This window comes from Mycolicibacterium sp. XJ1819, assembly GCF_053483675.1.
Map to the genome: position 1 here is coordinate 253307 of NZ_JBEFST010000003.1, position 25723 is coordinate 279029.

Here is a 25723-nt window from a genome sequence, read left to right on the forward strand (position 1 = left end):
CGTCTTTTCCATGATGAGAATCGCAAGCGCCCACCTATGGGTTCACGACCAGGAAGCCGCGTTGAAATTCTGGACCGAGAAGGTCGGAATGGAAGTGCGCGAGGATGTTTCACTGCCAGACGTCGGCTTCCGATGGCTGACGGTCGGGCCGCCCGGCCAGGACGACCTGTCGATCGTGCTGATGGCGGTGCCCGGCGAGCCGGTGATGGACGAGGCCACCCGCGCGCAGGTATTGGACCTGACCGCCAAGGGTTTCGCGGGCACGGTGTTCCTCACCACCGAGGACTGCCAGGCCAGCTACGAGAAGATGAAGGCCCGCGGGGTGGAGTTCACCGAGGAGCCGCACCAGATGCCGTACGGCATCGACTGCGGGTTCCGCGATCCGTCGGGCAACAGTGTGCGTTTGACCCAGCGGACCGAGGTGCCGGTCAATACTGGATAAGTGAAGGCGACGACAGCTGCGCTCACTTCCGCCGCGTTCTTCGTGGCGACGCCGGGCACCGTCGTCGGTCTGATCCCGTGGCTGATCACCAAATGGGTTGTCCCGGAGTCCCGTCCCCCGACCTGGCTGGTGTTGGGAGCGGTGCTCATCGTGGCGGGTTTGATCCCGCCGGTGCACGCGTTCGTCGAGTTCGTCAAGGCGGGCGGGACACCGATGCCGGTGGCGCCGACCCAGCGACTCGTCGTCACCGGTTTCAACCGCTTCGTCCGCAATCCGATGTACGTCGGCCTGCTCATCGCGATCCTCGGCCAGGCGCTGCTGTTCGGCAGCGCCTGGCTGGTGGTCTACGCGGTGATCGGCTGGGTGGTCACCGCATCCTTCGTGCGCTGGTACGAGGAACCGACACTGGTCCGCACCTACGGACAGCAGTACGAGGAGTACCGCCGCAACGTGCGTGCGTGGATTCCGCGGCTGACGCCGTGGACGCCGTCCTCATGACTGCGCGGTGAGACTGCCTGCCGCCGCAGCAGTTCCGATGGCCACCCAGTCTGCGAGCCGTCTTCGAAGCGAACTCAGTGGTGCGCGCTGACCTGTTGAGCGCGCGTTCGGCGTTGATGCGCGCGACAACCTCGGCGGCGCGGGTGCGTCGTCGTCGCGGCATCTTCAGGGTGCGCCCTTCTGTATGCGGTGGCGCATTGGCCGACGGTGGCAGGTCTGCGGTGGTGGTATCCCACTTCGGGAAGAACACCCAACTCGACGGGTAAGTGCGGTAGGTCCGCCCGCTGGGCGCGGTCCACACGACGGTGCCGTCGGCATGCTGTTCGTCTCGCCAGCCGCAGAATGTTTTGAGCAAATGGTGAAAACGACACAGACACTTGATGTTCGACGGATGTGTCGGCCCGGCCGGGTAGGGCACCGTATGGTCGAAATCGCAATTTTCGGCCGGGCGGTCACAACCCGGGAACCGGCATGTCATGTCGCGCATCTGGACGAACGGCGCGCACTGGCGCGACGGCCGGTACCGCGCCTCGGGGCCGACCTCGTCGGGGCGATTCACGGTGTGCACCTTCGCGCCGTTGTTGATCAGTTCCGCCAGCAACGGCGTGGGGATGACTCCACCGTTGACCATCAACGCCGCGGTGGGCTTCGGCTTGGCCGCAGGCGTCTCCGGCGCAGGCGTTTCCGCGCTGTCCGCCGCGGCTTCGGGCGGGGTCCCCGCAGCCGTGGCTTCCGCCGGGGCTTCCGCCGCGGGTTCGGGCGGGGTCTCGGTGAGGACGTGGACGACGAAGGTGCTCACGCGGGGGTCCTCCTGGTCGGCGGAGGGGCATTGCGGACTGTTGCACTGGCACTTCAACCGGTCGGCGCCGGCCGCCAAGGCACCCAGGGCATCCGAGCGGCGCTGCCCCTGCGTGCGCGAGTCGGCCGGGCAGATGTCGCGGGTCATCTCAACCAGGCGGCGGTCCAGCAGCTCGGCATCGGTGGCAGTCAACCGTCCCCACAGCGACGCGGTGCCGTTGGCGTCGTCGGGTTTACCCAATCGCACGTCGCGCTTGCGAGCGGCCTCGTGAAACCGCCGACGCGCATCGGGGTCGTGGGTTTCCACCACCGCATCGACGGCCAACTCCAGTTTCTCCACCGACAGCGCCCCCCACTTCACAGCGCGTTCGGCGATGGCGGAGTCGATCTGGGCCACCAGGTCGCCATCGATCACGAGGTGGGTGCGCCACGTGATGGTGGCGATCAACTTCGCACTGATCCGGCCCGCGCTGAACAGAGCCGCGACCTTGGGCAACCGCTCGCGCAACGTCAGCCCGATACCCATCTCGCGCGAGGCCGCGCGCTGGCTGATGCCCATCGCCGCAGCGACCTCCGCGGCCGCGCAGGCCCAGAAATCCATCACCCATTTCTGGCGCTCCATGTCCGGCTCGTTCGCCCGGGCGGCCAGCTCCGCTGTCGCCGCCAACCGCCGCGCCGCCGTCTCCGCCTCGGTCCGCGTGCATGCCGCTATCTCGGCGACGAGTGCGGCGTCGTCTGCCGACCGGAACTCGGTGGCGAACATACGTTCGATTCTGGCACAGGGGTACGACAAGAGAGTCGCCCCAGGTCACCCCGTGTTTTGCAGTTCGACCCCGGTTAGATAGATGTCGGCCAACTCGTCGAGCGACAGGGGCAGCACCCTGGCCAGCGCCGCAATCGTGGTGAACGCCGGCGTCGGCAGCCTGCCGGTCTCGATCTTGCGCAGCGTCTCGGGCGAAATCGCCGCCGCACCGGCCACTTCGGCAAGCGTGCGGTCGCCGCGGGCCTGCCGGAGCCGCTCGCCGATGCGCTTACCGGCGGCGAGTTGTTCTCTCGTCAGCGGCACACGAACCATGGGTCCAACCGTACCGTGACCGGTATGAAAATACCGGCAACCCGCGTTAGGCTGGTATTTTCATACCGCTCGTAGGACAGAGGAGGGCCCGCTGGTGGTCGAGCTGAAGACACCACGCGAAATCGCGGCGATGGGCGTCACCGGCGCCTTCCTCGCCGAACTGCTCGACGACCTGACCGACCGCGCCCGCCCGGGGGTGAACCTGCTCGAGCTCGAGAACCGCGCGCGTCAGCTGATCGACGAGCGCGGCGCCCAATCGTGCTACTGGGACTACGCGCCGTCCTTCGGCCGCGGACCGTTTCGTAACGTGATCTGCCTCTCGGTCAATGACGCTGTGCTGCACGGGCTTCCGCACGACTATGTGCTAGCCGACGGTGACCTGCTGAGCATGGACATCGCGGTGTCCATCGACGGCTGGGTCGCCGACTGCGCCCGCAGCATCATCGTCGGAACCCCGCGGGCCGAAGACCAACGCCTCATCGAGGCGACCGAGAAGGCCCTGTCGGCGGGCATCGCGGCGGCACGACCGGGCAACCGCCTGGGAGACATCTCCGCGGCCATCGGCGCCGTGGCGGCCGACTACGGATATCCCGTGAACACCGACTTCGGCGGCCACGGACTCGGTCGCACCATGCACGAGGATCCGCACGTGCCCAACGCCGGCCGCCGCGGACGTGGCCTCAAGTTGCGGCCCGGGCTCACGCTCGCACTCGAACCGTGGTTCGCCGCAGGCACGGACAAAATCGTCTACGACCCCGACGGGTGGACCCTGCGCTCAGCGGACGGATCGCGCACGGCCCACAGTGAGCACACGATTGCAATCACCGACGGTGCGCCGCTGGTGCTCACGACCCGGAGCCACGCCGCCGCAGCAGGATGATGTTGTCGACCAGCGGGCCGGACGTGCCGTCGGGGCCGGACGCCTCCCGCTCGGCTGCCTCCACCCGCAGCCGTTCCCAGTCCGCCTCAGCGAGATCGAGCGCGTCGACGACCTCCTCGGCGCTGGGGAACTCGTGGTCCTGATGCAGCTTCGACGCCCAGGGCGGCGGCCCGCCGTGGTCGACGATCAGTAGCAGCCCGCCGGGACGGATGGCCTCGGCGGCGCGCCGGAAGATGCGCGTGCGGTCCAACGGCAGCGTGGAGTGCAGGTAGTGCGCCGACACCAGATCGAAGGTGCCGTCGGGGAACTGCTCGGGCAGATCGGCCTGATGGAACTCGACCCGATCGCCCACCCCGCGCTCCCGCGCGTCAGCCGCCGCGCGCTGCAGCGCGGTGTCGGAGATGTCCACACCCACGACATGCCAACCGCGTTCGGCGAGCCACAGCACGTCGCCACCCTCACCGCAGCCCAGATCCAGCGCCCGACCGGGCGGCAGCGGTGCCGCGACTTCGGCGAGGCGGGCGTTGACCCGTCCGCTCCAGACGCGGTCGCGTTCACCGTAGTGCTCCTCCCAATGCGTCTTGGCATCAAGCGTCGACATGTTGTCTCCCTTCAGGAACGGTCAGTCCGTACTCGTCTGCGACAAGGCTTTGCACCACCGCGGTCGCGGCCAGCGAACCGCCCGCGATCGCTGCGGCCACCTGCGGCATCTGGGCGCTCAGGTCACCGGCCGCGAACACGCCGGGCGTGCTCGTGCGGTGCTGTGCGTCCACCGCCACCGGGTCGGCGGCCACCGGAGTCGGACCACCGACTTCGACGCCCAGTTGTTCTGCCAGCGTCGAGCGCTGGTGAAGTGTGGTGGCGACGAGCATGGCCTTGCGCGCCAGCCGAGTCCCGTCGCTGAACACGACGGCAGTCAATTCGCCACCCTCCGATGCGAGTTCGGCCACCGGCCGCTCGTCGATGCCGATGCCCGCCGCGGACAGCCGGGCGCGGGCGGTGTCGTCGAGAGCCGATGGCCCGTCGGTCAGCACCACGATGTCGTCGGACCAGCCGCGCAGCAGCAGCGCCGAGTGCACGGCCTGCTCGCCGCGCGCCATCACCGCAAGCGGTTGGTCTCGGACTTCCCAGCCGTGACAGAACGGACAGTGAAACACCGACCGTCCCCACAGCTCGGCCAGCCCTGGCACCTCGGGCGGGCGGTACTCCATGCCGCCGGCCAGCAGTATCCGGCGGGTGTGCTCGCGGCGGCCGTCGGCCAGCGCCACCACGAACCCGTCGGCTACTCGCTCGGCCCCGGTCACCTCGCCTTCGCGAACCTCGATGCTCGGGTAGGCCGTCAGTTCGCGCCTGCCGATGTCGTAGAGCTCCGCGGGTGGACGGCCGTCGTGGCCGAGCAGGCCACCGATGCCGTGCGCGACCAGATTGCTCGGCGATCCGGCGTCCACGAGCAGCGTCCGCCGCCGCGCCCGGCCGAGCACCAGGCCCGCGCTCAGGCCGGCCGCTCCGCCACCCACGATTACGCAGTCCCATGTCGTATCCATGACTCCACCTTGCAGACCGCCGCCCAAAATGCCAAGCTCGTTTGCCATGGAGGCAAACTCCGAGGAAAGCGTCGACGTCCGGGTGCGGCGTCGGCTGCGCGAACTGCGCACTCAACACGGGTTGACGCTCGAAGAGGTGGCCAACCGGTCCAGCATCGATGTGTCGACGCTGAGCCGGCTGGAGTCCGGGAAGCGGCGCCTGGCCCTCGACCATCTCCCCCGACTGGCCGCGGCGCTGTCGGTGAGCACCGACGAACTACTGCGCGAGCCCGAAGCGCCGGATCCCCGGGTGCGGGCCAACTCCCACACCCATCACGACATCACCTACTGGCCGCTGACCCGACAGGCCGCAGGTGGCTTGCACGCGTACAAGATCCGGATCAGCCCGCGGCGCCGGATGCCGCCCGACGACCTACCGGTGCACGAAGGCCAAGACTGGATGTATGTGCTCTCCGGTCGCCTGCGGCTGATCCTGGGCGAACGCGACTTCACCGTGGAACCGGGTGAGGCCGTGGAGTTCTCGACATGGACGCCGCACTGGTTCGGCGCCGTGGACGGTCCGGTCGAGGCGATCACCATCTTCGGCCCGCACGGTGAGCGCCTACACCTGCACGACTAGCGGCTAATCCAGATACGCCGTCTGGTTCACCAGCCGCACCGACGCCGCGCCGTCGGGATAGAACTCGGCGATCGACAACGACGCCAGGTCCAGATGCATCCGGTAGAGGAGGCTCGGGCCGGCGTCCAACGCCGTGCGCAGCAGCGTCTTGATCGGGGTCACATGCGACACCACGAGCACCGTCTCGCCGGGATGCCCGGTGATGATGCGCGCCTGCGCGCGGCGGATCCGCTCGGCGGCGCGATCGAAACTCTCCCCGCCGGGCGGGGCCACGCTGGTATCGCGCAGCCAGCGCCGGTGCAGTTCGGGATCCCGTTCGGCGGCCTCGCCGAACGTCAACCCCTCCCACGCCCCGAAATCGGTCTCGATCAAATCGTCGTCGACGACGGCGTCGAGGCCCAGCGCGTCGGCCGCTGCCCTCGCGGTGTCATGAGCGCGCTGCAGCGGCGAGGTGACGACGGCGGCGATACCGCCCTTCTCCCCCAGATACCGGGCGGCCGCCTGCGCCTGGCGGCGGCCCAACTCGGTCAACGCCGGATTGCCGCGACCGGAATACCGTCGCTGCACCGACAATTCGGTCTGGCCGTGCCGCAGCAGCAGGAACCGGGTGGGCGCCCCGCGCGCCCCGGTCCACCCGGCCGGATTGGGCGCCTGGCCGGGTTTCTCCTCCTCCTCAGAGGGCTCGAGTTCGGCGGCCGCGGCGTCCATCGCCTCATTGGCCAACCGGTCGGCGTGGGCGTTCTTCAGCCGCGGAATCCAGTTGTAGGTGACGCGATCGAACCGCGTGGACAGCGCGGTCGCCCGCTGGTGCAGCGGCGCGAGGTCGGGGTGCTTGACCCGCCAGCGCCCCGACATCTGCTCCACCACCAGCTTGGAGTCCATGTAGACGTCGACCTCGGAGGCACCCAGCTTCGCCGCCTCCTCCAAACCTGCGATCAGGCCGCGGTACTCGGCGACGTTGTTGGTGGCCCGGCCGATCGCCTGCTTGCTCTCGGCGAGCACTATGGTGTGGTCGGCCGACCACACCACCGACCCGTATCCCGCCGGACCCGGGTTACCACGCGAGCCGCCGTCGGCCTCGACAACGACCTTCACGCGCGGGTTTCCTTGACCCGCAACAGGATCGCACCACATTCCGGACAGCGCATTACGTCGTCCTCGGCCGCCGCCGAGATCCGGGCCAGCTCGCCCTTGTCGATCTCGATCTGGCAGGCACCGCACCGGCGGCCCTGCAGAACCCCCGCACCGGCGCCGCTGCGGGCGCGCTGACGTTCGTAGACTGCCACCAGGTCGGCATCCAGTCCCGCGATGATTTCGTCTCGCCGCGAGAGACTTTGGTGGCGCAGCTGGTCGAGTTCGGCGCGTGCGTCGTCGGCGGCCTTCTGCGCCTGGGCCAAGTCGCTTTGCAGCTGGTCGATCTCGCCCAGTGCGTCGGTCTGGTCGCGCTGCACCTCTTCGCGACGCTCCATGATCTCCAGCAGCGAGTCCTCCAGGCTGGCCCGCCTGCGCTCCAGCGTCCCGAGTTCGTGCTGCAGTTCGGTGAGCTGTTTGGCGTCGACGGTCCCGGCCGCCAGCAGTGTCCGGTCACGCTCTTCGCGCTGGCGCACGGCGTCGATCTCGGTTTCGAACTTCGACGCCTGTTCGTCGAGGTCGTCCAGCGCGATCTGCAGCGCGGCGAGCCGGTCGTTGGCCTCGCGATGCGACGCCTGGACCTCTTCGAGCCGTTGCTGCTCGGCCAGGTTGTTGTAGCGGTGTTCGATGCGATTGCGCTCCGCGTCCAGTTCGGCCAGCTCGAGCAGCGAACGTTGTTGGACCACCTCAGCTTTCATCTTTCGTCCTCTCAACGTTCCACGGATCGGTGCGGACGGCCGACACCCGTACGGGCAACGAGTCGCCGAAGTGCCCACGCAGCAGTTCGGCCGCCTGCGTGCACCAGGGGTATTCACTGGCCCAGTGCGCGACGTCGACGAGCGCCACCTGCGAGGCCCTGCTGTGCTCGTCGGCCGGGTGGTGACGCAGGTCCGACGTCACGTAGGCCTGGACGTCGGCCGCCGCGACGGCGCTCAGCAGGGAGTCGCCCGCTCCCCCGCACACCGCCACCCGCGACACCATCGCGTCGGATTCACCGCACGCGCGCACTCCCCACGAAGTGGCGGGCAGCGCGTCATGCACCCGGGCCACGAAGGCCGCCAACGTCTCCGGCCGCTTCAGCGATCCGATCCGGCCCAGCCCCACGTCACCGGGCAGCGGCGCGAGCGTGAAGATGTCGAACGCCGGCTCCTCGTAGGGATGGGCGGCGCGCAGCGCGGCGAGCACATGGGCACGGGATCGGGCCGGCGCGATCATCTCGACGCGGTCTTCGGCCACCTTCTCGACGCTGCCCACGGCGCCGATGGCAGGCGAGGCGCCCTCGTGCGGCAGGAACTGGCCGACGCCCGACACACTCCAACTGCAGTGCGAGTAGTCGCCGATCTGGCCCGCGCCCGCGGCGAACATCGCCTCGCGTACCGCGTCGGCGTTCTCGGCGGGCACGAACACCACCCACTTGTCCAGCTCGGGTCCGTTCGATGCGGGCGCCAGCACCTCTTCGACGTGCAGTTCCAGGGCGTCGGCCAGCGCATCGGATACGCCGGGGCGCGCGGAGTCGGCGTTGGTGTGCGCGGTGAACAGCGCGCGGCCGGTGCGGATCATCCGGTGCAGCAGGGCCCCCTTGGCGGTGCTGGCGGCAACCGTGTCGACCCCGCGAAGCAGCAGTGGATGGTGGGCCAGCAGCAGCGAGCGGTCGGGTACCTCGGCCAGCACCGCGGCGGTGGCGTCGACGGCGACGGTCACCGACTCGACCGTCTCCGCCGGGTCACCGCACACCAGCCCCACCGAGTCCCAGTGCTGGGCGAGCCGGGGCGGATACGCCGCCTCGAGCACGTCGATCACGTCGGATAGGCGCACACTCACGAGATCACCTCGGACATCGCCTCAACGAGCGCCGGCCACTGCGGCCGCACCGCCGCGCGCAGGAACGGGCCCTCGAGGCCGACGAACGTGTCACAGCGACGCACGGCAATGCCTTTGCCGTCGAGATGTTTTCGCATCAGCTCGGCATCCTCGACGCGGAACAGGACAAACGGCGCACACCCCTCGATGACATCCACGCCGATGCTAGCCAAGCCGGCCACCATCTCGGTACGCACCTGAAGAAGGCGGCGGGCGTCACGGTCGGCCTCGGCCACCGCCGCCGGTGTGCTGCACGCGGCGATCGCCTCCAGTTGCAGGGTGCCCAGCGGCCAGTGCGGTCGGCGCGCCGTCATCCGCGCGAGCACCTCGGCGTCGCCCAGCGCGTAGCCCACCCTCAGCCCGGCCACCGACCACGTCTTGGTGAGGCTGCGCAGCACCACCACGTCGGGCAGTCGCTCGGCCGCCACCGATTCGGGCTCACCGGGGACCGCGTCGGCGAACGCCTCGTCGACCACCACGATCCGGCCGGGACGACGCAGCGCGTGGATCTGGTCGCGGGGGTGCAGCACCGAGGTCGGGTTGGTGGGGTTGCCGACGACGACGAGGTCGGCGGCCTCGGGCACGGCGGCGCCGGTCAGCTCGAACGGCGGGGCCAGCACCACATGGTCGACGGGCACACCCGCGGCGGTCAGCGCCGCCTCGGGTTCGGTGAACGACGGCGCGATCAACGCCGCACGCCGCGGCCGCAGGTCGGCCAGCAGCGCGAAGCCTTCAGCCGCCCCGGCCAGCAGGGCCACCTCCTCGGTCGGGCGGCCATGGCGGGCGGCCACCGCGCCGACCGCGCGTCCCTCGTCGGCCGCCCCGGGGTAACGGGCCAGCTCGGGTAGCCGAGCGGCGAGGCGGTCGAGCAACCACGACGGTGGCGCGTCGGCGCGCACGTTGACCGCGAAGTCCACCATGCCGGGACCGGCGGCCTGATCGCCGTGGTACCGGGCGCCCGCCCGCAGTTGCCTTGCCACAACCTGACCCTAATGCGCCGTTCGACCGGCCGGCCCGACCACTGCGGACGTCGGCGACAATGGAGGGGTGACAGACATGCTTGACCGACCGCAGAAACACACGACGGCCCGCCCGCATCTGGTGCTGTTCGACCTCGACGGCACCCTGACCGACTCGGCGCAGGGCATCGTCGCCAGCTTTCGGCACGCGCTGGGGTCGGTCGGCGCCACGGTCCCCGACGGGGATCTGGCCGCGATGATCGTCGGTCCGCCGATGCACCACACGCTGCGCGGGCTGGGCCTGGGCGAGCGCGCCGACGCGGCGATCGCCGCCTATCGGGCCGACTACCGGGCCCGCGGCTGGGCGATCAACCGGGTGTTCGACGGGATCGGCGAGCTGCTCGTCGACCTGCGCGCGGCCGGGGTGCGGTTGGCGGTGGCCACCTCCAAGGCGGAGCCGACCGCGCAGCGGATCCTGGCTCATTTCGGCCTCGACCAGCACTTCGAGGTCATCGCGGGCGCCAGCGTGGACGGCTCCCGGGCGACCAAGGCCGACGTCGTCGCGCATGCGCTGGCGCAGCTGGAGCCCCTGCCGGACCGCGTGCTGATGGTCGGCGACCGCTCCCACGACGTCGAGGGCGCCGCCGAGCACGGCATCGACACCGTGGTGGTCGGCTGGGGGTACGGCCGCGCCGACTTCGACGACCCCGCCACGAGCACCGAGGCGCTGGCCCACGTCGCGACCGTCGAGGACCTTCGCGAGGTGCTCGGTGTCTGAACATCTACACGTCACGTTCATCTGCTCGGGCAACATCTGCCGCTCGCCGATGGCCGAGAAGATGTTCGCCCACCAGATCAGCGAGCGCGGGCTGTCCGCGGTGGTGCGGGTGACAAGCGCGGGCACCGGAGGCTGGCATGCGGGTGATCCCGCCGACCACCGGGCCAGCCACGTGCTGCGCGCGCACGGCTACCCCACCGCGCACCGCGCCGCGCAGATCGACGACGGGCATCTGGCGGCCGACCTGATCGTGGCGCTGGGCCGAAACCACATGCGCATGCTCCACGAGATGGGCGTCGAGGCCGACCGGGTCCGGATGCTGCGGGCCTTCGACCCGCGCTCGGGCGCCCACGCCCTGGACGTGGAGGATCCGTACTACGGCACCCACGAGGATTTCGAGGACGTGTACACGGTGATCGAAGCGTCGCTGCCCGGCCTGCACCAATGGGTCGACGAGCAGCTGGCCAGTCGGGGAATCGCGAGCTGATGCGGCGCTGGGCGTTCCTGCTGCGGCCCTCGTGGCTGGCACTGTTCGTGGTGGCGGCAGCGTTCGCCTACCTGTGTTTCACCGTGCTGGCCCCCTGGCAGCTGGGCAAGAACGCCAAGACGTCACGCGAGAACGCCCAGATCTCGCAATCCTTGACCGCCGAGCCGGTACCGGTGACCACCCTTCTGCCGCACCAGGATTCGGCGGCGCCCGACGAGCAATGGCGTCGGGTCACCGCCACTGGTCGGTATCTGCCCGAGGCCCAGGTGCTGGCCCGGCTGCGCACGGTGGGGGCCGAACCGGCGTTCGAGGTGCTGGTGCCGTTCGCGGTCGACGGCGGGCCGACGGTGCTCGTCGACCGCGGATATGTGCGGCCGGTGCAGGGCTCACAGGTACCGGAGATCCCACCGGTGCCCGACGGGCAGGTGACCATCTCGGCCCGCCTGCGCGACTCCGAGGGGCTCTCACAGAGCAAGGAACCGTTCCGCGCGGACGGCGTGCAGCAGGTGTATTCGATCAACACCGGCCAGATCGCGCAGCTCACCGGCGTGCCGCTGACCGGGTCGTATCTGTTGCTGGCCGAGGATCAACCCGGCACGCTGGGCGTCATCGGGCTGCCTCACCTCGACGCCGGACCGTTTTTGTCCTACGGCATCCAGTGGATCAGTTTCGGCATCATCGCGCCGATCGGCGTGGGTTATTTCGTCTACGCCGAGATTCGCCAGCGCCGTAAGGAGAAGGCCGCCCAGGAGGCCAGGGCAGCCACCGAAGCCGCGGCGCCCGACGAACCGCTCACCGCCGAGGAGAAGCTGGCCGACCGCTACGGCCGACGGCGCTGAGCCCGACCGCCAGCGCCACCGCCAGCGTCTGCACCGCGCGGGAAAGCCGCACCGCGCGCGCCAGATCCGACACCCGCGGTGGCCTGCCGGCGCCGAGGGTGGGCCGGATCTCGAGTCGGTGCGCGTACCGAGTGGGCCCGCCCAGTTGCACCCCGAGCGCACCGGCGAACGCCGCCTCGACCACGCCGGCATTCGGGCTGGGGTGGCGGGCCGCGTCGCGCCGCCACGCGCGTACGGCGTCGACCGAGGAACCACCGACCACCGGCGCGCAGACCGCCACCAGCACGGCGGTGACCCGGGCCGCCAGCAGGTTCACCAGATCGTCGAAACGCGCTGCGGCCCATCCGAATTTGGCGTAGCGTGGCGAGTGGTTGCCGATCATCGCGTCCAGCGTGTTGGCGCCCCGGTACACCAGCACCGCGGGCACCCCGCCGACGGCCGCCCACAGCAGCGGCGCCACCTGCGCATCGGAGGTGTTCTCGGCGACCGATTCCAGCGCGGCGCGGGTCAGGCCCGCCGCGTCGAGTACCGACGGGTCGCGCCCGCACAGCGATGGAAGCAACCGGCGGGCGCCGGTCAGATCGCCGCGGGTCAGCAGGTCGGCCATCTGGCTTCCGGTGCGGGCCAGCGAGGTACCGCCCAGTGCGACGAACGTCGCGGCGGCCGTCACCGCCGGCGAGCTGCGTCCGCGGCCCGCCGCTCGTTCGGCGGCCAGGCCCAGCACGGCGAGCGCGCCGAGCAGCGCACCGGTGTGGCGCACGCCCCCGGCGCGGCTGTCGTGGTAGCTGACCGACTCGAATGCCGCTGCGCCACGGCCGAACAGCGCCACCGGATGGCCCCGGCGAGGGTCGCCGAACACCACATCGGCCAACCAGCCCGCCGCGATCCCGGCGGAGCGGTCGCGACGCGCTGACCCAATCACCCCGGCAGCGTCTCACAAGGTGGTGTACTCGAAGCCATGAGGCTTGGCCCACCCGAACACCCGACCCGTGTCACCGATCTGATCAACCCCGCCGCGGTGTTGCTGCCCGCGGCCAACGTGATCATGCAGCTGGCGCTGCCGGGGGTGGGCTACGGCGTGCTGGAAAGCCCGGTGGACAGCGGCAACGTCTACAAGCACCCGTTCAAGCGGGCCCGCACCACCGGCACATATCTGGCCGCGGCGACGATGGGCACCCGCGAGGACCGCGACCTGATCCGCCGTGAGATCGACAGGGTGCACGCGCTGGTGCGCTCCACCCCGGCGAGTCCGGTGTCCTACAACGCGTTTGATCCGCGCCTGCAGTTGTGGGTGGCGGCCTGCCTGTACCGGTATTACGTCGACCAGCACGAGTTCCTGTACGGCCCGCTGGACGACGACGACGCCGACGCCGTGTACCGCGACGCCAGGAAGCTGGGCACCACGCTGCAGGTCCGCGCGGACATGTGGCCGCCCGACCGACTGGCCTTCGACGAGTTCTGGAAGCGCTCGTCAGACGAGTTGCGCATCGACCCGCCGGTGCGCGAGCACCTGCGCGGCGTCGCGGCGATGGCGTTTCTGCCCGCGCCGATTCGTCTGCTGGCGGGCCGGTTCAACCTGTTCGCGACGACGGGGTTTCTGCCCGCCGAGTTCCGCGAGCACATGAAATTGGCGTGGACCGCCGATCAGCAGCGTAAATTCGACTGGCTGGTATCGGCGCTGCGCATCGCCGACCGGGTGATCCCGCGAGAGGTCTGGCTGCTGGGCTATCAGCTCTATCTGTGGGACATGCGGACACGCGCACGTCGCGGCAAACGCGTCGTCTGACCGACGAGGGGGTCTCCGACATGGCTTTTCCCAGTCTCAACCACGTGGCGCTGACGGTCCGCGATCTCGCCGTCAGCGCTCCCTGGTATCAGGAACTGATCGGCGCCGAACCGGCCATCGACGAGCACACCGACGCCGGCTACCGCCATGTCGTCTGGACCTTCGACAACGGCACGCTGTTCGGCATCCACGAGCACGACCGGGGCATCGAGGACGGTGGCTTCACCGAGTTCCACGTCGGCCTGGACCATGTCGGCTTCGGCTGCGCGAGTCGGGCCGAGCTGCAGAACTGGGCCGAGCGGCTGGACCGACTCCAGATCGCCCACGGCGAGATCGTCGACGCGCCCTACGGCTCCGGGCTGAGCTTTCGTGACCCCGACGGCAATGCGTTGGAGTTCTTCGCACCGCCGGGATGACCGGCCTGAGCTCCGCGAGATGCACGTTACCGTGGCCCCTTCTCGCACTTTCCCTCGATAACGTACGTCTCGCGGCCCGCCGGGGTATTGGTGGGCGCGGACGGTATCGAACCGCCGACCGCTGGTGTGTAAAACCAGAGCTCTACCACTGAGCTACGCGCCCTCGGAAGGGCAAATTACACGCCGATGACCTGCGACGAAAATCAGTCGGTCCGCAACGCCTCCAGCGCCGCGGTCCACACCGACCCGTCGCGCTGCTCGCCGGGCTGTTTCATCTCGGCGAACCGGATGATCCCGGAGCGATCCACCACGAACGTGCCGCGGTTGGACACGCCCGCCTTCTCGTTGAACACCCCGTAGGCCTGCGCGACCTCACCGTGCGGCCAGAAGTCCGACAGCACGGGAAACAGGAACCCACTCTGGATGGCCCAGATCTTGTGGGTGGGCGGCGGGCCGACCGAAATCGCCAGCGTGGCGGTCTGGTCGTTCTCGTAGTCCGGCAGATGGTCCCGGATCTCGTCGAGTTCGCCCTGGCAGATGCCGGTGAACGCCAGCGGGAAGAACACCAGCAGCACGTCCTTGGCGCCCCGAAAGCTGCTCAGGGTGACGGGCTGGTTGTTCTGGTCGTTGAGCGTGAAGTCCGGCGCCTCGGTGCCGACGTCGAGCATCAGCGCCGACCCGCGGCCTTCGACTTCGGCTGCACCAGGCGGCTGGCGATCCAGTCACCGAGATTGGCCGACGACGTCTGCATCAGGCCCGCGGTCGGCGCCGACTCGGCGATCTCGGCGGGCATCACGTGGCCGGGTTTGCCCGTCTTGGGCGTGATCACCCAGATCACGCCGTCGTCGGCCAGCGGGGTGATGGCGTCCATCAAGCGGTCGACCAGGTCGCCGTCACCGTCGCGCCACCACAACAAAACGACGTCGATGACCTCGTCGGCGTCCTCGTCGAGAAGCTCAGCTCCGCACGCCTCTTCGATATCGGCGCGGATGTCGTCGTCGGTGTCCTCGTCCCAGCCCAACTCCTGCACGACTTGATCTTTTTGGATGCCCAGTCTGCGGGCGTAGTTCGGGGCGTCATGCGCCGCGGACACCGTCAGTCCTCCTTCAGCCGGTCGTGCTCTGTGTGTGCTCGGCCTATCGTCGCACGCCGCACCGCCGCTGTTGGTGACTGGCACCAAGTTCGTCGATTCATTTCAGTACAGGGCGTCGCAGAGATTGAGCGCCGTGGTCTTGCTGTCGTTGAGCCGGGTGATCGCGGCGTTGAACTCCTCGGGCCCGTAGTTGCCGGCAATCGCGGTGGCCACCCCCCTCGCAGCGGCCACCCAGCCGTTGAGCGCGTCGGTCAGTTCGGGGGCCAGCGGGTCGGAGATGCTGCGGGCCACCAGGTCGGCGCTGTGGTTGAGGGCGTCGATGGCGGGCCGGGTGCGGGCGCCGACGTCGGCGGCGCTGTTGTTGAACGCGTCGACGTAGTCGTTGACCGCGGTGATGGCGTCGACGCTGCTGGTACTCAGCGTTTCGCAGGACGAGTGGATGGCCTCCTTGGTCAGCGAGGCCTGCCGTTGGGATTCCCGCACGCTGGAACTGGCGGCCGACTCCGCGATCGACGCCGAGACCGAGGCGCGGTAGACGGGCGCCTCGCGGGCGTCGACCTGGGGAGCGCCCTGGGTGACGCTGCTGCAGCCGCCGATGATCATGGCCAGGCAAGCCACGATGCCCATCACCAGAGCCACGATCCGCAGCCGCTTCGGGCACAGCCAACCGGTCAGCACGGTCTGCAGACGTTACCGGGTTCGTTTCGGCGTCGCCGGTTCATTCCCGTCGTCGCCCCCTTGATGACGTTGGGGCAGGATGGGAGAAGGATGGAGGCGCGATCGCGCGGGCAAAACCTGCCAGGCGGTCGCGCGTGCACCTATACCGCCGACCAAGGAGCGGAAGTTGACCACCGAGTTCGTGCGCCAAGACCTGGCCCAAAACTCCAGCAGTGCAGCCGAACCCGACCGGGTTCGGGTGATCCGAGAAGGCGTCGCGTCGTATCTGCCCGACATTGACCCGGAGGAGACCGGCGAGTGGCTGGAATCCTTCGACGGGTTACTGGAACGCTCCGGTGCGGCCCGCGCCCGCTACCTGTTGCTGCGGCTGCTGGAACGCGCCGGCGAACAACGGGTGGCCATCCCGGCGCTGACATCCACCGACTACGTGAACACCATCCCCACCGAGCTCGAGCCGTGGTTTCCCGGTGACGAGGAAGTCGAGCGCCGCTACCGCGCCTGGATCCGGTGGAACGCCGCGATCATGGTGCATCGCGCTCAGCGCCCGGGAGTCGGTGTCGGAGGGCATATTTCGACGTATGCATCGTCGGCGGCGCTCTACGAGGTCGGCTTCAACCACTTCTTCCGCGGCAAGTCCCACCCCGGCGGCGGCGACCAGATCTTCATCCAGGGCCACGCGTCGCCGGGGATATACGCGCGCGCTTTCCTCGAGGGCCGGCTGACCTCCGAGCAACTCGACGGCTTCCGCCAGGAACACAGCCATCCCGGCGGCGGGCTGCCGTCGTATCCGCATCCGAGGTTGATGCCGGACTTCTGGGAGTTCCCCACGGTGTCGATGGGGCTGGGCCCGATGAACGCCATCTATCAGGCCCGGTTCAACCACTATCTGCGCGACCGCGGCATCAAGGACACCTCCGATCAGCACGTGTGGGCCTTCCTCGGCGACGGTGAGATGGACGAGCCCGAAAGCCGCGGCCTGGCCCATGTGGCCGCGCTGGAGGGTCTCGACAACCTGACCTTCGTCGTCAACTGCAACCTGCAGCGCCTCGACGGGCCGGTACGCGGCAACGGCAAGATCATCCAGGAGTTGGAGTCGTTCTTCCGCGGGGCGGGCTGGAACGTCATCAAGGTGGTGTGGGGCCGCGAGTGGGACGCACTGCTGCACGCCGACCGCGACGGCGCACTGGTCAACCTGATGAACAGCACGCCCGACGGTGACTACCAGACCTACAAGGCCAACGACGGCGCCTACGTGCGCGAGCACTTCTTCAACCGCGACCCGCGGACCAAGGCACTGGTGCAGCACATGAGCGACCGCGAGATCTGGAACCTCAAACGCGGCGGACACGACTACCGCAAGGTCTACGCCGCCTACCGGGCCGCGATGGAACACAAGGGCCAGCCGACGGTGATCCTGGCCAAGACCATCAAGGGTTACTCGCTGGGCGCGAATTTCCAGGGCCGCAACGCCACACACCAGATGAAGAAGCTCGCACTCGACGACCTCAAGCACTTCCGCGACGCCATGCGGATCCCGATCAGCGATGAGCAACTCGACGAGAACCCGTATCTGCCGCCGTACTACCACCCCGGACCGGAGTCACCGGAGATCCGCTACCTGCTGGAGCGGCGCCGCGCACTGGGCGGCTTCGTGCCCGAACGCCGGACCAAGTCAAAACCGCTGGCGCTGCCCGGGCCCGACACCTACCAGAGTCTGAAGAAGGGCTCGGGCAACCAGGAGGTGGCCACCACCATGGCCACCGTGCGGACCTTCCGAGAAGTGTTGCGCAACAAGGATATCGGCTGGCGTATCGTGCCGATCATTCCCGACGAGGCGCGCACCTTCGGGATGGACTCGTGGTTCCCGAACCTCAAGATCTACAACCCGAACGGACAGCTCTACACCTCGGTCGACGCCGAACTCATGCTGGCGTACAAGGAAAGCGAAGTCGGCCAGATCCTTCATGAGGGCATCAACGAAGCCGGCTCCACGGGCAGCTTCATCGCGGTGGGCACGTCGTATGCGACCCACAACGAGCCGATGATCCCGGTCTACATCTTCTATTCGATGTTCGGGTTCCAGCGCACCGGCGACAACCTGTGGGCGGCCGCCGACCAGATGACCCGCGGCTTCCTGCTGGGCGCGACGGCGGGGCGCACCACCCTGGTCGGCGAGGGCCTACAGCACGCCGACGGGCATTCACCGCTGCTGGCGGCGACGAACCCGGCGGTGGTGGCCTACGATCCGGCGTTCGCCTACGAGATCGCCCACATCATCGAAAGCGGTCTGCACCGGATGTACGGCGAGGAGCCGGAGAACGTCTTCTTCTACATCACCATCTACAACGAGCCCTACGTCCAGCCCGCCGAGCCCGAGGGCGTGGACGTCGACGGGCTGCTGCGGGGCATCTACCGCTACCGGCCGGCACCGGAGAAGCGCGCCCATCCCGCGCAGATCCTGGTCTCGGGGGTGGCGATGCCCGAGGCGCTGCGGGCCGCCGAGATGCTGTCCGACGAGTGGGATGTCGCCGCGGACGTGTGGTCGGTGACCAGTTGGGGTGAGCTCAACCGCGACGGTGTGCAGGTCGAGAAGCAGCGAATGCGTCATCCGGACCGCCCGGCGGGCACCCCGTTCGTCACCAAGGCGCTTGCCGATGCGGCGGGTCCGGTGATCGCGGTGTCGGATTGGATGCGGGCGGTGCCCGAACAGATCCGGCCGTGGGTTCCGGGCACCTACATCACGCTGGGCACCGACGGCTTCGGCTTCTCCGACACCCGGCCGGCCGCGCGGCGCTTCTACAACACCGACGCCGAGTCGATCGCGGTCGCGGTGCTCGAAGGGCTGGCCCGCGACGGCAACATCGACCAGTCGGTGGCCGTCGACGCCGCCCGCAAGTACCAGATCGACGACGTCATGGCGGCGCCGGAGCAGACCTCCGACCCCGGCGTCGCCTAGGCGCGGCCCAGCCACCCCTCCCCGGCGAGCAGCCGCAAAGTCCGCAGTTTTACGGCGTGTCGTGCGCATTTTGCGTCTGCTCGGCGGGTTGGGTGAGCGGATGAGGGTGAGCGGGCGTGTTGGAGGAATCCTCCATAGCCGTGGCGTAGTCTTTATGGGTGGCTGACAATAGGTTCATCCCGCCGAAGTCCACGGTCGAGGTCTTACAGACCGTGCCGGACTCGTTGTTGCGGCGGCTGCAGCAGTACTCGGGCCGGCTGGCCACCGAAGCCGTCCGGGCCATGGAGGAGCGGCTGCCGTTCTTCGCCGACCTCGAAGCCTCGCAGCGGGCCAGCGTGCAGTTGGTGGTGCAGACCGCGGTGGTCAACTTCGTGGAGTGGATGCGCGACCCGCGAAGCGACGTCAGCTACACCGCGCAGGCCTTCGAGGTGGTCCCGCAGGACCTGCGGCGACGCATCGCGCTGCGGCAATCGGTCGAGATGGTGCGCGTCACGATGGAGTTCTTCGAAGAGGTGGTGCCGCTGCTGGCCCGCTCCGACGAACAGTTGACCGCGATGACGGCGGGCATCCTGCGCTACAGCCGCGACCTGGCGTTCGCCGCGGCCACCGCCTACGCCGATCAGGCCGAGGCGCGCGGCGCATGGGACACCCGGATGGAGGCCAACGTCGTCGACGCCGTCGTACGCGGGGACACCGGCCCCGAACTGCAATCCCAGGCCGCCGCGCTGAACTGGGACGCGACCGCGCCCGCGACCGTCATCGTGGGTCTGCCCCAGCCCGAGCGGGCGGATCTGGCCAGCGACGACGTGCACGACGTCGTCGACCGCCACGGCCGGGCCGCGCTGTCCGACGTGCACGGCAACTGGCTGGTGGCCATCGTCTCGGGCGCGTTGTCGTCGACCGACCGGTTCCTCGCCGAGTTGATGGACGTGTTCGCCGACGGGCCCGTCGTCGTCGGCCCGACCGCCGCGACGCTGGCCGCGGCCCACCGCAGCGCCACCGAGGCGATCGCGGGGATGAACGCCGTCGCGGGCTGGTCCGGGGCACCGCGGCCGGTGGCGGCCCGCGAACTGCTGCCCGAACGCGCCCTGCTCGGCGACACGACGGCGATCGCCGCGCTGGAGACCGAGGTGATGAGGCCACTGGCCGACGCGGGCCCCGCGCTCACCGAGACGCTGGAGGCCTATCTGGATTCCGGTGGCGCGATCGAAGCGTGCGCCCGCAAATTGTTCGTTCATCCAAACACCGTCCGCTACCGGCTCAAACGAATCGCCGATTTCACTGGCCGCGACCCCACGCTCCCGCGGGACGCCTACGTGTTGAGGGTGGCTGCCAGCGTCGGCCGACTCGGACGGCAAACACAGCTGACAAGCACGCGTTATGCGAGCGCGGCGGGGTGACGGAGATCACTGCGCGCCAGCGAGCACGCCGCGTGAGGCGATTGAAGGTTGCGGACCGGTCTCGATGAAGTCGCATCACATGTCATTTTGTGGAGACCCCACAAAAACATAAGACGAGGTTCATAATCTCTTACACCGCCCAAAACCGTCTTCACAGTGTTCTCTTAAAGAGTGCCTCACAAAGCCACGCTTGCTCTGCTTGCGCCCGGGCAGGGCTCCCAGACCCCCGGCATGCTCGCCCCATGGCTGGAGCTGTCCGGCGCCGCCGAGCGTCTCACCGCTTGGTCGCAGATCAGCGGCCTCGACCTGACCCGGCTCGGCACCATCGCCGACGCCGAGGAGATCACCGACACCGCCGTGACGCAACCGCTGGTGGTGGCCGCCACCCTGCTCGCCCACGAGGAGTTGACCAGGCGCGGACTGCTGGCGGACAAGAACACGGTGGTCGCCGGCCACTCGGTCGGCGAGATCGCGGCCTACGCGATCGCCGGGGTGATCTCCGCCGACGACGCGATCAAGCTGGCCGCGACGCGCGGCGCCGAGATGGCCAAGGCGTGCGCGCTCGAGCCGACCGGCATGGCCGCGGTGCTCGGCGGTGAGGAAGCCGATGTGCTGGCCCGCCTCGAGGCGCTCGACCTGGTGCCTGCCAACCGCAACGCCGCAGGTCAGATCGTCGCTGCCGGTGCGGTCGCCGCGCTGGACAAGCTGGTCGAGGATCCGCCGGCGAAGGCACGGGTGCGCAAACTCGCCACCGCGGGCGCGTTCCACACCCACTACATGGCCTCTGCGGCCGACGGCTATGCCAAGGCGGCCGAGGGTGTAACGACCTCGGAGCCGACCACGACATTGTTGTCGAATGCCGACGGCCAGGCCGTCGCTTCCGCCTCGGATGCCATGACCAAGCTGGTGGCGCAGATGACCCGGCCGGTGCGTTGGGACCTGTGCACCGACACGATGCGTCAACACGACGTGACCGCGATCGTCGAGTTCCCGCCGGCCGGGGCGCTGACCGGCATCGCCAAGCGCGAACTTCGGGGGGTGCCCACGCGCGCCGTCAAGTCCCCCGCTGACCTGGAAGGGGTCACCGAGCTCTAGCGTCTCGCTGCGCGCCCGGCCGGTACAACCACATAGAGATCGTCAATTCACTGCTGTAACAACCCAATTAGAAGGAGCCAACGTGTCCGCAACTCAAGAAGAAATCATCGCCGGCCTCGCCGAGATCATCGAAGAGGTCACCGGTATCGAGCCGTCCGAGGTCACCCCGGAGAAGTCGTTCGTCGACGACCTGGACATCGACTCGCTGTCGATGGTCGAGATCGCGGTGCAGACCGAGGACAAGTACGGCGTGAAGATCCCCGACGAGGACCTCGCCGGCCTGCGCACCGTCGGTGACGTCGTGGCCTACATCCAGAAGCTCGAGGAAGAGAACCCGGAGGCGGCCGCGGCCATCCGCGCACAGATCGAATCGGAACGCGCATGACTCGTCCTTCCACTGCTAACGGCGGTTTCCCCAGTGTTGTGGTGACCGCCATAACAGCGACGACGTCGCTCGCGGGAGACATCGAAGGCACGTGGAAGGGATTGCTGGCCGGCGAAAGCGGCATCCGCATCCTCGAAGACGAATTCGTCACCAAGTGGGACCTCGCGGTCCGCATCGGTGGTCACCTCGTCGAGTCCGTCGATGACCAGATGACCCGCATCGACATGCGCCGCATGTCCTACGTGCAGCGCATGGCCAAACTGCTGGGAGGCCGGATCTGGGAGGCCGCGGGTACGCCCGAGGTCGACCCGGACCGCTTCTCGGTGGTGGTGGGCACCGGTCTGGGTGGCGGCGAGAAGATCGTCGAGACCTACGACGCGATGAACGAAGGCGGCCCGCGCAAGGTGTCGCCGCTGGCCGTGCAGATGATCATGCCCAACGGTGCGGCTGCGGTCATCGGCCTGCAGCTCGGCGCCCGCGCCGGTGTCATCACGCCGGTGTCGGCCTGTTCGTCGGGTTCGGAGGCCATCGCCCACGGTTGGCGCCAGATCGTCATGGGAGACGCCGACATCGCCGTCGTCGGTGGTGTCGAGGGCGGTATCGAGGCGCTGCCGATCGCGGCGTTCTCGATGATGCGCGCCATGTCCACCCGCAACGACGACCCGGCGGGCGCGTCTCGTCCGTTCGACAAGAACCGCGACGGGTTCGTGTTCGGCGAGGCCGGTGCGCTGATGGTGATCGAGACCGAGGAGCACGCCAAGGCCCGTGGCGCCAAGCCGCTGGCTCGGTTGATGGGTGCGGGTATCACCTCCGATGCGTTCCACATGGTCGCCCCGGCGTCCGACGGACAGCGGGCGGGGCACGCGATGAAGCGTGCGATGGAGAGCGCAGGCCTGGAGCCCAAGGACATCGACCACGTCAACGCGCACGCCACCGCCACCCCGATCGGTGATACTGCCGAGGCCAACGCGATTCGGGTCGCAGGTGTCGAGCACGCCGCGGTGTACGCGCCGAAGTCGGCGCTGGGCCACTCCATCGGTGCGGTGGGCGCGCTCGAGTCGGCGCTGACGGTGCTGACGCTGCGCGACGGTGTCATTCCGCCGACGCTGAACTACGAAACCCCGGATCCCGAGGTCGATCTCGATATCGTCGCGGGCGAGCCTCGATACGGCGACTACCGGTATGCCATCAACAACTCATTCGGTTTCGGTGGACACAATGTCGCCCTAGCCTTTGGGCGCTACTGAGCGAGAGGAACTTTCGAGCAGTAATGGCAGGGTTGACGCGTGTAACCCGGCTCTCGACGGGGGCCGGTTTCCCTAACGTCGTCGTCACCGGCGTCGCGATGACGACGGCCCTGGCCACCAGCGCGGATGACACCTGGAAGAAGTTGCTGGACGGCCAGAGTGGCATCCGCAGACTCGAGGATCCGTTCGTCGAGGAGTTCGACCTGCCGGTGCGGATCGGCGGACACCTGCTGGAGGACTTCGACAATGAGTTGACGCGGGTCGAACTGCGTCGACTGTCGTACCTGCAGAAGATGTCCACCGTCCTCGGCCGGCGGGTGTGGGAGAGCGCCGGCAAACCCGAGGTGGATCCGCGCCGGCTGATGGTGTCGATCGGCACCGGGATGGGATCCACCGAGGAACTCGTCTTCAGCTACGACGGGATGCGGGCCAAGGGACTCAAAGCGGTGTCGCCGCTGGCGGTCCAGATGTACATGCCCAACGCCGCGGCCGCCGCCGTCGGCCTGGAACGGCACGCCCGCGCCGGGGTGGTCACCCCGGTGTCGGCGTGCGCGTCGGGCTCGGAGGGCATCGCGCACGCATGGCGCAACATCGTGCTCGGCGAGGCCGACATCGCGATCTGCGGTGGCGTCGAGACCAAGATCGAGGCGGTGCCGATCGCCGGGTTCGCCCAGATGCGAATCGTGTTGTCCACCACCAACGACGACCCGCCGGGCGCATGCCGGCCGTTCGACAAGGACCGCAACGGGTTCGTGTTCGGTGAGGGCGGCGCCCTGATGGTGATCGAGACTGAGGAGCACGCCAAGGCGCGCGGCGCCAACATCCTGGCCCGCATCATGGGCGCCAGCATCACCTCGGACGGCTACCACATCGTGGCGCCCGACCCGAACGGCGAACAGGCCGGCCACGCGATGACCCGCGCCATCCAGCTGGCGGGTCTACAACCCACAGACATCGACCACGTCAACGCGCATGCCACCGGCACCAGCGTCGGCGACGTGGCCGAGGGCAAGGCAATCAACAACGCGATGGGCGGCCACAAGCCGGCCGTGTACGCACCCAAGGCGGCGCTCGGCCATTCGGTCGGCGCGGTCGGTGCGGTCGAGTCCATCCTGACCGTCATGGCGTTGCGGGACGGCATCATCCCGCCGACGCTGAACCTGCGCAACCTCGACCCGGAGATCGATCTGGACGTCGTCGCAGGCGAGCCGCGGTCGGGCAACTATCAATACGCGATCAACAACTCGTTCGGATTCGGTGGGCACAACGTCGCAATCGCGTTCGGCAAGTACTGACGTTCCGCGCACAACAGCGCTACAGGAGGTTCCGCATGACCATCATGGCCCCCGACGCCGTAGGCGAATCACTGGATCCACGCGATCCGTTGCTGCGCCTGAGCACGTTCTTCGACGACGGCAGCGTCGAACTGCTCCACGAGCGTGACCGCTCTGGCGTGCTTGCCGCGGCCGGGACCGTCAACGGCGTGCGAACCATCGCGTTCTGCACCGACGGCACGGTCATGGGCGGCGCCATGGGTCTGGAAGGTTGCGCCCACATCGTCAACGCCTACGACCAGGCCATCGAGGAGCAGAGCCCGATCGTCGGCATCTGGCACTCCGGTGGCGCGCGACTCGCCGAGGGCGTCAAGGCGCTGCACGCGGTCGGGTTGGTGTTCGAGGCGATGATCCGGGCGTCGGGCTACATCCCGCAGATCTCGATCGTCGTCGGCTTCGCCGCGGGCGGTGCCGCATACGGTCCCGCGCTGACCGACGTGATCGTGATGGCGCCGGAAAGCCGGGTATTCGTCACCGGCCCCGACGTGGTGCGCAGTGTGACCGGCGAGGACGTCGACATGGCCTCGCTGGGCGGTCCGGACACCCACCACAAGAAGTCCGGGGTGTGCCACATCGTCGCCGACGACGAGCCCGACGCCTACGAGCGCGGCCGTCGACTGGTCGGGTTGTTCTGCCAGCAGGGCCATTTCGACCGGGCCAAGGCCGAAGCGGGCGACACGGACCTGCATGCGCTGCTGCCGGAGTCGGCCCGCCGCGCCTACGATGTGCACCCGATCGTCGAAGCGCTGCTCGACGACGACGCCCCGTTCGACGAGTTCCAGGGCAAGTGGGCGCCGTCCATCGTCATCGGCCTGGGCCGGCTGTCCGGCCGGACCGTCGGCGTGATCGCCAACAATCCGCTGCGGCTCGGCGGCTGCCTGAACTCCGAAAGCGCCGAGAAGGCCGCGCGTTTCGTGCGGTTGTGCGACGCGTTCGGGATTCCGATCGTCAACGTCGTCGACGTGCCCGGCTATCTGCCCGGGGTGGATCAGGAATGGGGCGGGGTGGTGCGCCGCGGCGCCAAGCTGCTGCACGCGTTCGGTGAATGCTCGGTGCCGCGAGTGACGCTGGTGACCCGCAAGATCTACGGCGGGGCCTACATCGCGATGAACTCGCGCTCGCTGGGCGCGACCAAGGTGTTCGCCTGGCCCGACGCGGAGGTCGCGGTGATGGGCGCCAAGGCCGCGGTCGGCATCCTGCACAAGAAGAAGCTCGCCGCCGCTCCCGAGGACGAGCGTGAGGCGCTGCACGAGGAGTTGGCCGCCGAACACGAGCGGCTCGCAGGCGGGGTCGATTCGGCGATCGAGATCGGCGTGGTGGACGAGAAGATCGATCCGTCCCACACCCGCAGCAGGCTGACGCAGGCGCTGGCCGAAGCCCCCGCCCGCCGCGGTAGGCACAAGAACATCCCGCTGTAAGTCGC

The 25723-nt window shown here is 68.8% G+C and carries 27 protein-coding genes, 1 tRNA gene and 1 pseudogene; 16 read left to right on the top strand and 13 right to left on the bottom strand.

The genetic code is table 11. From position 1 onward, the window contains the following. Positions 1 to 10 precede the first annotated feature (10 nt). Both ABQE89_RS04745 and ABQE89_RS04750 read left to right on the top strand, forming a co-directional pair. A complete protein-coding gene (locus ABQE89_RS04745; RefSeq protein WP_448414637.1) occupies positions 11 to 442 on the top strand; it encodes a VOC family protein in 432 nt (143 codons plus the stop codon). Then, entirely contained in the window at positions 443 to 940 is a 498-nt protein-coding gene (locus ABQE89_RS04750; protein ID WP_448414639.1) for a methyltransferase family protein, read from the top strand. It abuts the gene before it with no gap. A 490-nt stretch (positions 941 to 1430) separates the two neighbouring features. Here ABQE89_RS04750 and ABQE89_RS04755 read toward each other — a convergent pair. Both ABQE89_RS04755 and ABQE89_RS04760 read right to left on the bottom strand, forming a co-directional pair. Then, positions 1431 to 2501 (bottom strand): annotated as a pseudogene (locus tag ABQE89_RS04755) (DUF222 domain-containing protein); the annotation flags it as partial. A 45-nt stretch (positions 2502 to 2546) separates the two neighbouring features. Next, on the bottom strand, positions 2547 to 2813 hold the full coding sequence (locus tag ABQE89_RS04760; protein ID WP_448414641.1) for a helix-turn-helix domain-containing protein: 267 nt from the start codon (positions 2811 to 2813) through the stop codon (positions 2547 to 2549). A 94-nt stretch (positions 2814 to 2907) separates the two neighbouring features. Here ABQE89_RS04760 and map point away from each other — a divergent pair, with 94 nt between their 5' ends. Continuing rightward, positions 2908 to 3693: a type I methionyl aminopeptidase gene (gene map, locus ABQE89_RS04765; protein WP_448414643.1), complete on the top strand. Its 786-nt coding sequence runs from the start codon at positions 2908 to 2910 to the stop codon at positions 3691 to 3693. Here map and ABQE89_RS04770 read toward each other — a convergent pair. Together ABQE89_RS04770 and ABQE89_RS04775 are read right to left on the bottom strand one after the other, a co-directional pair. Further along, positions 3659 to 4294 carry a class I SAM-dependent methyltransferase gene (locus ABQE89_RS04770; protein WP_448414645.1) on the bottom strand — a complete coding sequence of 212 codons (636 nt, stop codon included), beginning with the start codon at positions 4292 to 4294 and terminating at the stop codon, positions 3659 to 3661. The two genes, map and ABQE89_RS04770, sit on opposite strands and share 35 nt — an antisense overlap. Further along, positions 4281 to 5237: an NAD(P)/FAD-dependent oxidoreductase gene (locus tag ABQE89_RS04775; RefSeq protein WP_448414647.1), complete on the bottom strand. Its 957-nt coding sequence runs from the start codon at positions 5235 to 5237 to the stop codon at positions 4281 to 4283. The genes ABQE89_RS04770 and ABQE89_RS04775 overlap by 14 nt, the downstream gene beginning before the upstream one ends. Before the next feature lie 46 nt (positions 5238 to 5283). Here ABQE89_RS04775 and ABQE89_RS04780 point away from each other — a divergent pair, with 46 nt between their 5' ends. Then, positions 5284 to 5856 carry a type II toxin-antitoxin system RelB family anti-toxin gene (locus tag ABQE89_RS04780; RefSeq protein WP_448414649.1) on the top strand — a complete coding sequence of 191 codons (573 nt, stop codon included), beginning with the start codon at positions 5284 to 5286 and terminating at the stop codon, positions 5854 to 5856. A gap of 3 nt (positions 5857 to 5859) precedes the next feature. Here the strand turns inward: ABQE89_RS04780 and ABQE89_RS04785 are convergent, their stop codons facing one another. From ABQE89_RS04785 to cobC, 4 genes are read right to left on the bottom strand one after another with little or no spacing between them, the layout of a single operon-like run. Then, complete coding sequence (locus ABQE89_RS04785) at positions 5860 to 6951, bottom strand: bifunctional RNase H/acid phosphatase (RefSeq protein WP_448414650.1); 1092 nt, start codon at positions 6949 to 6951, stop codon at positions 5860 to 5862. Further along, positions 6948 to 7685, bottom strand: coding sequence for a zinc ribbon domain-containing protein (locus ABQE89_RS04790; protein WP_448414652.1), 738 nt, complete (start codon positions 7683 to 7685; stop codon positions 6948 to 6950). The genes ABQE89_RS04785 and ABQE89_RS04790 overlap by 4 nt, the downstream gene beginning before the upstream one ends. Continuing rightward, the gene (locus tag ABQE89_RS04795; RefSeq protein ID WP_448414654.1) at positions 7675 to 8808 is read right to left on the bottom strand and encodes a Nif3-like dinuclear metal center hexameric protein; all 1134 of its coding nucleotides are present in this window, start codon (positions 8806 to 8808) and stop codon (positions 7675 to 7677) included. Before ABQE89_RS04795 ends, ABQE89_RS04790 begins: the two co-directional genes overlap by 11 nt. Next, complete coding sequence (gene cobC / locus ABQE89_RS04800) at positions 8805 to 9827, bottom strand: Rv2231c family histidinol phosphate aminotransferase CobC (protein ID WP_448414656.1); 1023 nt, start codon at positions 9825 to 9827, stop codon at positions 8805 to 8807. The genes ABQE89_RS04795 and cobC overlap by 4 nt, the downstream gene beginning before the upstream one ends. Positions 9828 to 9903: 76 nt before the next feature. Here cobC and ABQE89_RS04805 point away from each other — a divergent pair, with 76 nt between their 5' ends. From ABQE89_RS04805 to ABQE89_RS04815, 3 genes are read left to right on the top strand one after another with little or no spacing between them, the layout of a single operon-like run. After that, complete coding sequence (locus ABQE89_RS04805) at positions 9904 to 10584, top strand: HAD-IA family hydrolase (protein WP_448414827.1); 681 nt, start codon at positions 9904 to 9906, stop codon at positions 10582 to 10584. Further along, positions 10577 to 11071: a low molecular weight protein-tyrosine-phosphatase gene (locus tag ABQE89_RS04810; RefSeq protein ID WP_448414658.1), complete on the top strand. Its 495-nt coding sequence runs from the start codon at positions 10577 to 10579 to the stop codon at positions 11069 to 11071. The genes ABQE89_RS04805 and ABQE89_RS04810 overlap by 8 nt, the downstream gene beginning before the upstream one ends. After that, positions 11071 to 11910, top strand: a complete 840-nt coding sequence (locus ABQE89_RS04815) for an SURF1 family cytochrome oxidase biogenesis protein (protein WP_448414660.1) — start codon at positions 11071 to 11073, stop codon at positions 11908 to 11910. Before ABQE89_RS04810 ends, ABQE89_RS04815 begins: the two co-directional genes overlap by 1 nt. On the opposite strand, the gene ABQE89_RS04820 is transcribed toward ABQE89_RS04815, so the two are convergent. Beyond that, positions 11864 to 12832 carry a cobalamin biosynthesis protein gene (locus ABQE89_RS04820; RefSeq protein WP_448414663.1) on the bottom strand — a complete coding sequence of 323 codons (969 nt, stop codon included), beginning with the start codon at positions 12830 to 12832 and terminating at the stop codon, positions 11864 to 11866. The two genes, ABQE89_RS04815 and ABQE89_RS04820, sit on opposite strands and share 47 nt — an antisense overlap. Positions 12833 to 12868: 36 nt before the next feature. On the opposite strand from ABQE89_RS04820, the gene ABQE89_RS04825 reads away from it, so the two are divergent. Next, positions 12869 to 13696: an oxygenase MpaB family protein gene (locus tag ABQE89_RS04825; RefSeq protein ID WP_448414665.1), complete on the top strand. Its 828-nt coding sequence runs from the start codon at positions 12869 to 12871 to the stop codon at positions 13694 to 13696. A 20-nt stretch (positions 13697 to 13716) separates the two neighbouring features. After that, positions 13717 to 14112, top strand: coding sequence for a VOC family protein (locus tag ABQE89_RS04830; RefSeq protein WP_448414667.1), 396 nt, complete (start codon positions 13717 to 13719; stop codon positions 14110 to 14112). A gap of 88 nt (positions 14113 to 14200) precedes the next feature. Here ABQE89_RS04830 and ABQE89_RS04835 read toward each other — a convergent pair. From ABQE89_RS04835 to ABQE89_RS04850, 4 genes are all read right to left on the bottom strand, one after another. Further along, positions 14201 to 14275 (bottom strand) — tRNA-Val (locus ABQE89_RS04835). A gap of 40 nt (positions 14276 to 14315) precedes the next feature. Continuing rightward, a complete protein-coding gene (locus ABQE89_RS04840) occupies positions 14316 to 14780 on the bottom strand; it encodes a peroxiredoxin (protein WP_448414669.1) in 465 nt (154 codons plus the stop codon). Next, a complete protein-coding gene (locus tag ABQE89_RS04845) occupies positions 14780 to 15205 on the bottom strand; it encodes a DUF3052 domain-containing protein (RefSeq protein WP_448414671.1) in 426 nt (141 codons plus the stop codon). Before ABQE89_RS04845 ends, ABQE89_RS04840 begins: the two co-directional genes overlap by 1 nt. Before the next feature lie 102 nt (positions 15206 to 15307). Then, positions 15308 to 15883 carry an Rv2240c family protein gene (locus ABQE89_RS04850; RefSeq protein WP_448414673.1) on the bottom strand — a complete coding sequence of 192 codons (576 nt, stop codon included), beginning with the start codon at positions 15881 to 15883 and terminating at the stop codon, positions 15308 to 15310. A 166-nt stretch (positions 15884 to 16049) separates the two neighbouring features. Between ABQE89_RS04850 and aceE the strand changes: the two genes are divergently transcribed. From aceE to ABQE89_RS04885, 7 genes are all read left to right on the top strand, one after another. Then, positions 16050 to 18839 carry a pyruvate dehydrogenase (acetyl-transferring), homodimeric type gene (aceE, locus tag ABQE89_RS04855; RefSeq protein WP_448414675.1) on the top strand — a complete coding sequence of 930 codons (2790 nt, stop codon included), beginning with the start codon at positions 16050 to 16052 and terminating at the stop codon, positions 18837 to 18839. A 158-nt stretch (positions 18840 to 18997) separates the two neighbouring features. Then, on the top strand, positions 18998 to 20239 hold the full coding sequence (locus ABQE89_RS04860) for a PucR family transcriptional regulator (protein WP_448414677.1): 1242 nt from the start codon (positions 18998 to 19000) through the stop codon (positions 20237 to 20239). 171 nt (positions 20240 to 20410) lie between these two features. Next, the gene (locus tag ABQE89_RS04865) at positions 20411 to 21334 is read left to right on the top strand and encodes an ACP S-malonyltransferase (RefSeq protein WP_448414679.1); all 924 of its coding nucleotides are present in this window, start codon (positions 20411 to 20413) and stop codon (positions 21332 to 21334) included. A gap of 82 nt (positions 21335 to 21416) precedes the next feature. Further along, the gene (gene acpM, locus ABQE89_RS04870) at positions 21417 to 21719 is read left to right on the top strand and encodes a meromycolate extension acyl carrier protein AcpM (RefSeq protein WP_448414681.1); all 303 of its coding nucleotides are present in this window, start codon (positions 21417 to 21419) and stop codon (positions 21717 to 21719) included. After that, entirely contained in the window at positions 21716 to 22966 is a 1251-nt protein-coding gene (kasA, locus tag ABQE89_RS04875; protein ID WP_448414683.1) for a 3-oxoacyl-ACP synthase KasA, read from the top strand. The genes acpM and kasA overlap by 4 nt, the downstream gene beginning before the upstream one ends. A 23-nt stretch (positions 22967 to 22989) precedes the next feature. Beyond that, positions 22990 to 24261 (top strand): 3-oxoacyl-ACP synthase KasB, encoded by a 1272-nt coding sequence (kasB, locus tag ABQE89_RS04880; RefSeq protein ID WP_448414685.1) that lies wholly within the window; start codon positions 22990 to 22992, stop codon positions 24259 to 24261. Between the two features lie 35 nt (positions 24262 to 24296). Next, positions 24297 to 25718, top strand: a complete 1422-nt coding sequence (locus ABQE89_RS04885) for an acyl-CoA carboxylase subunit beta (RefSeq protein ID WP_448414687.1) — start codon at positions 24297 to 24299, stop codon at positions 25716 to 25718. Positions 25719 to 25723: the final 5 nt, after the last annotated feature.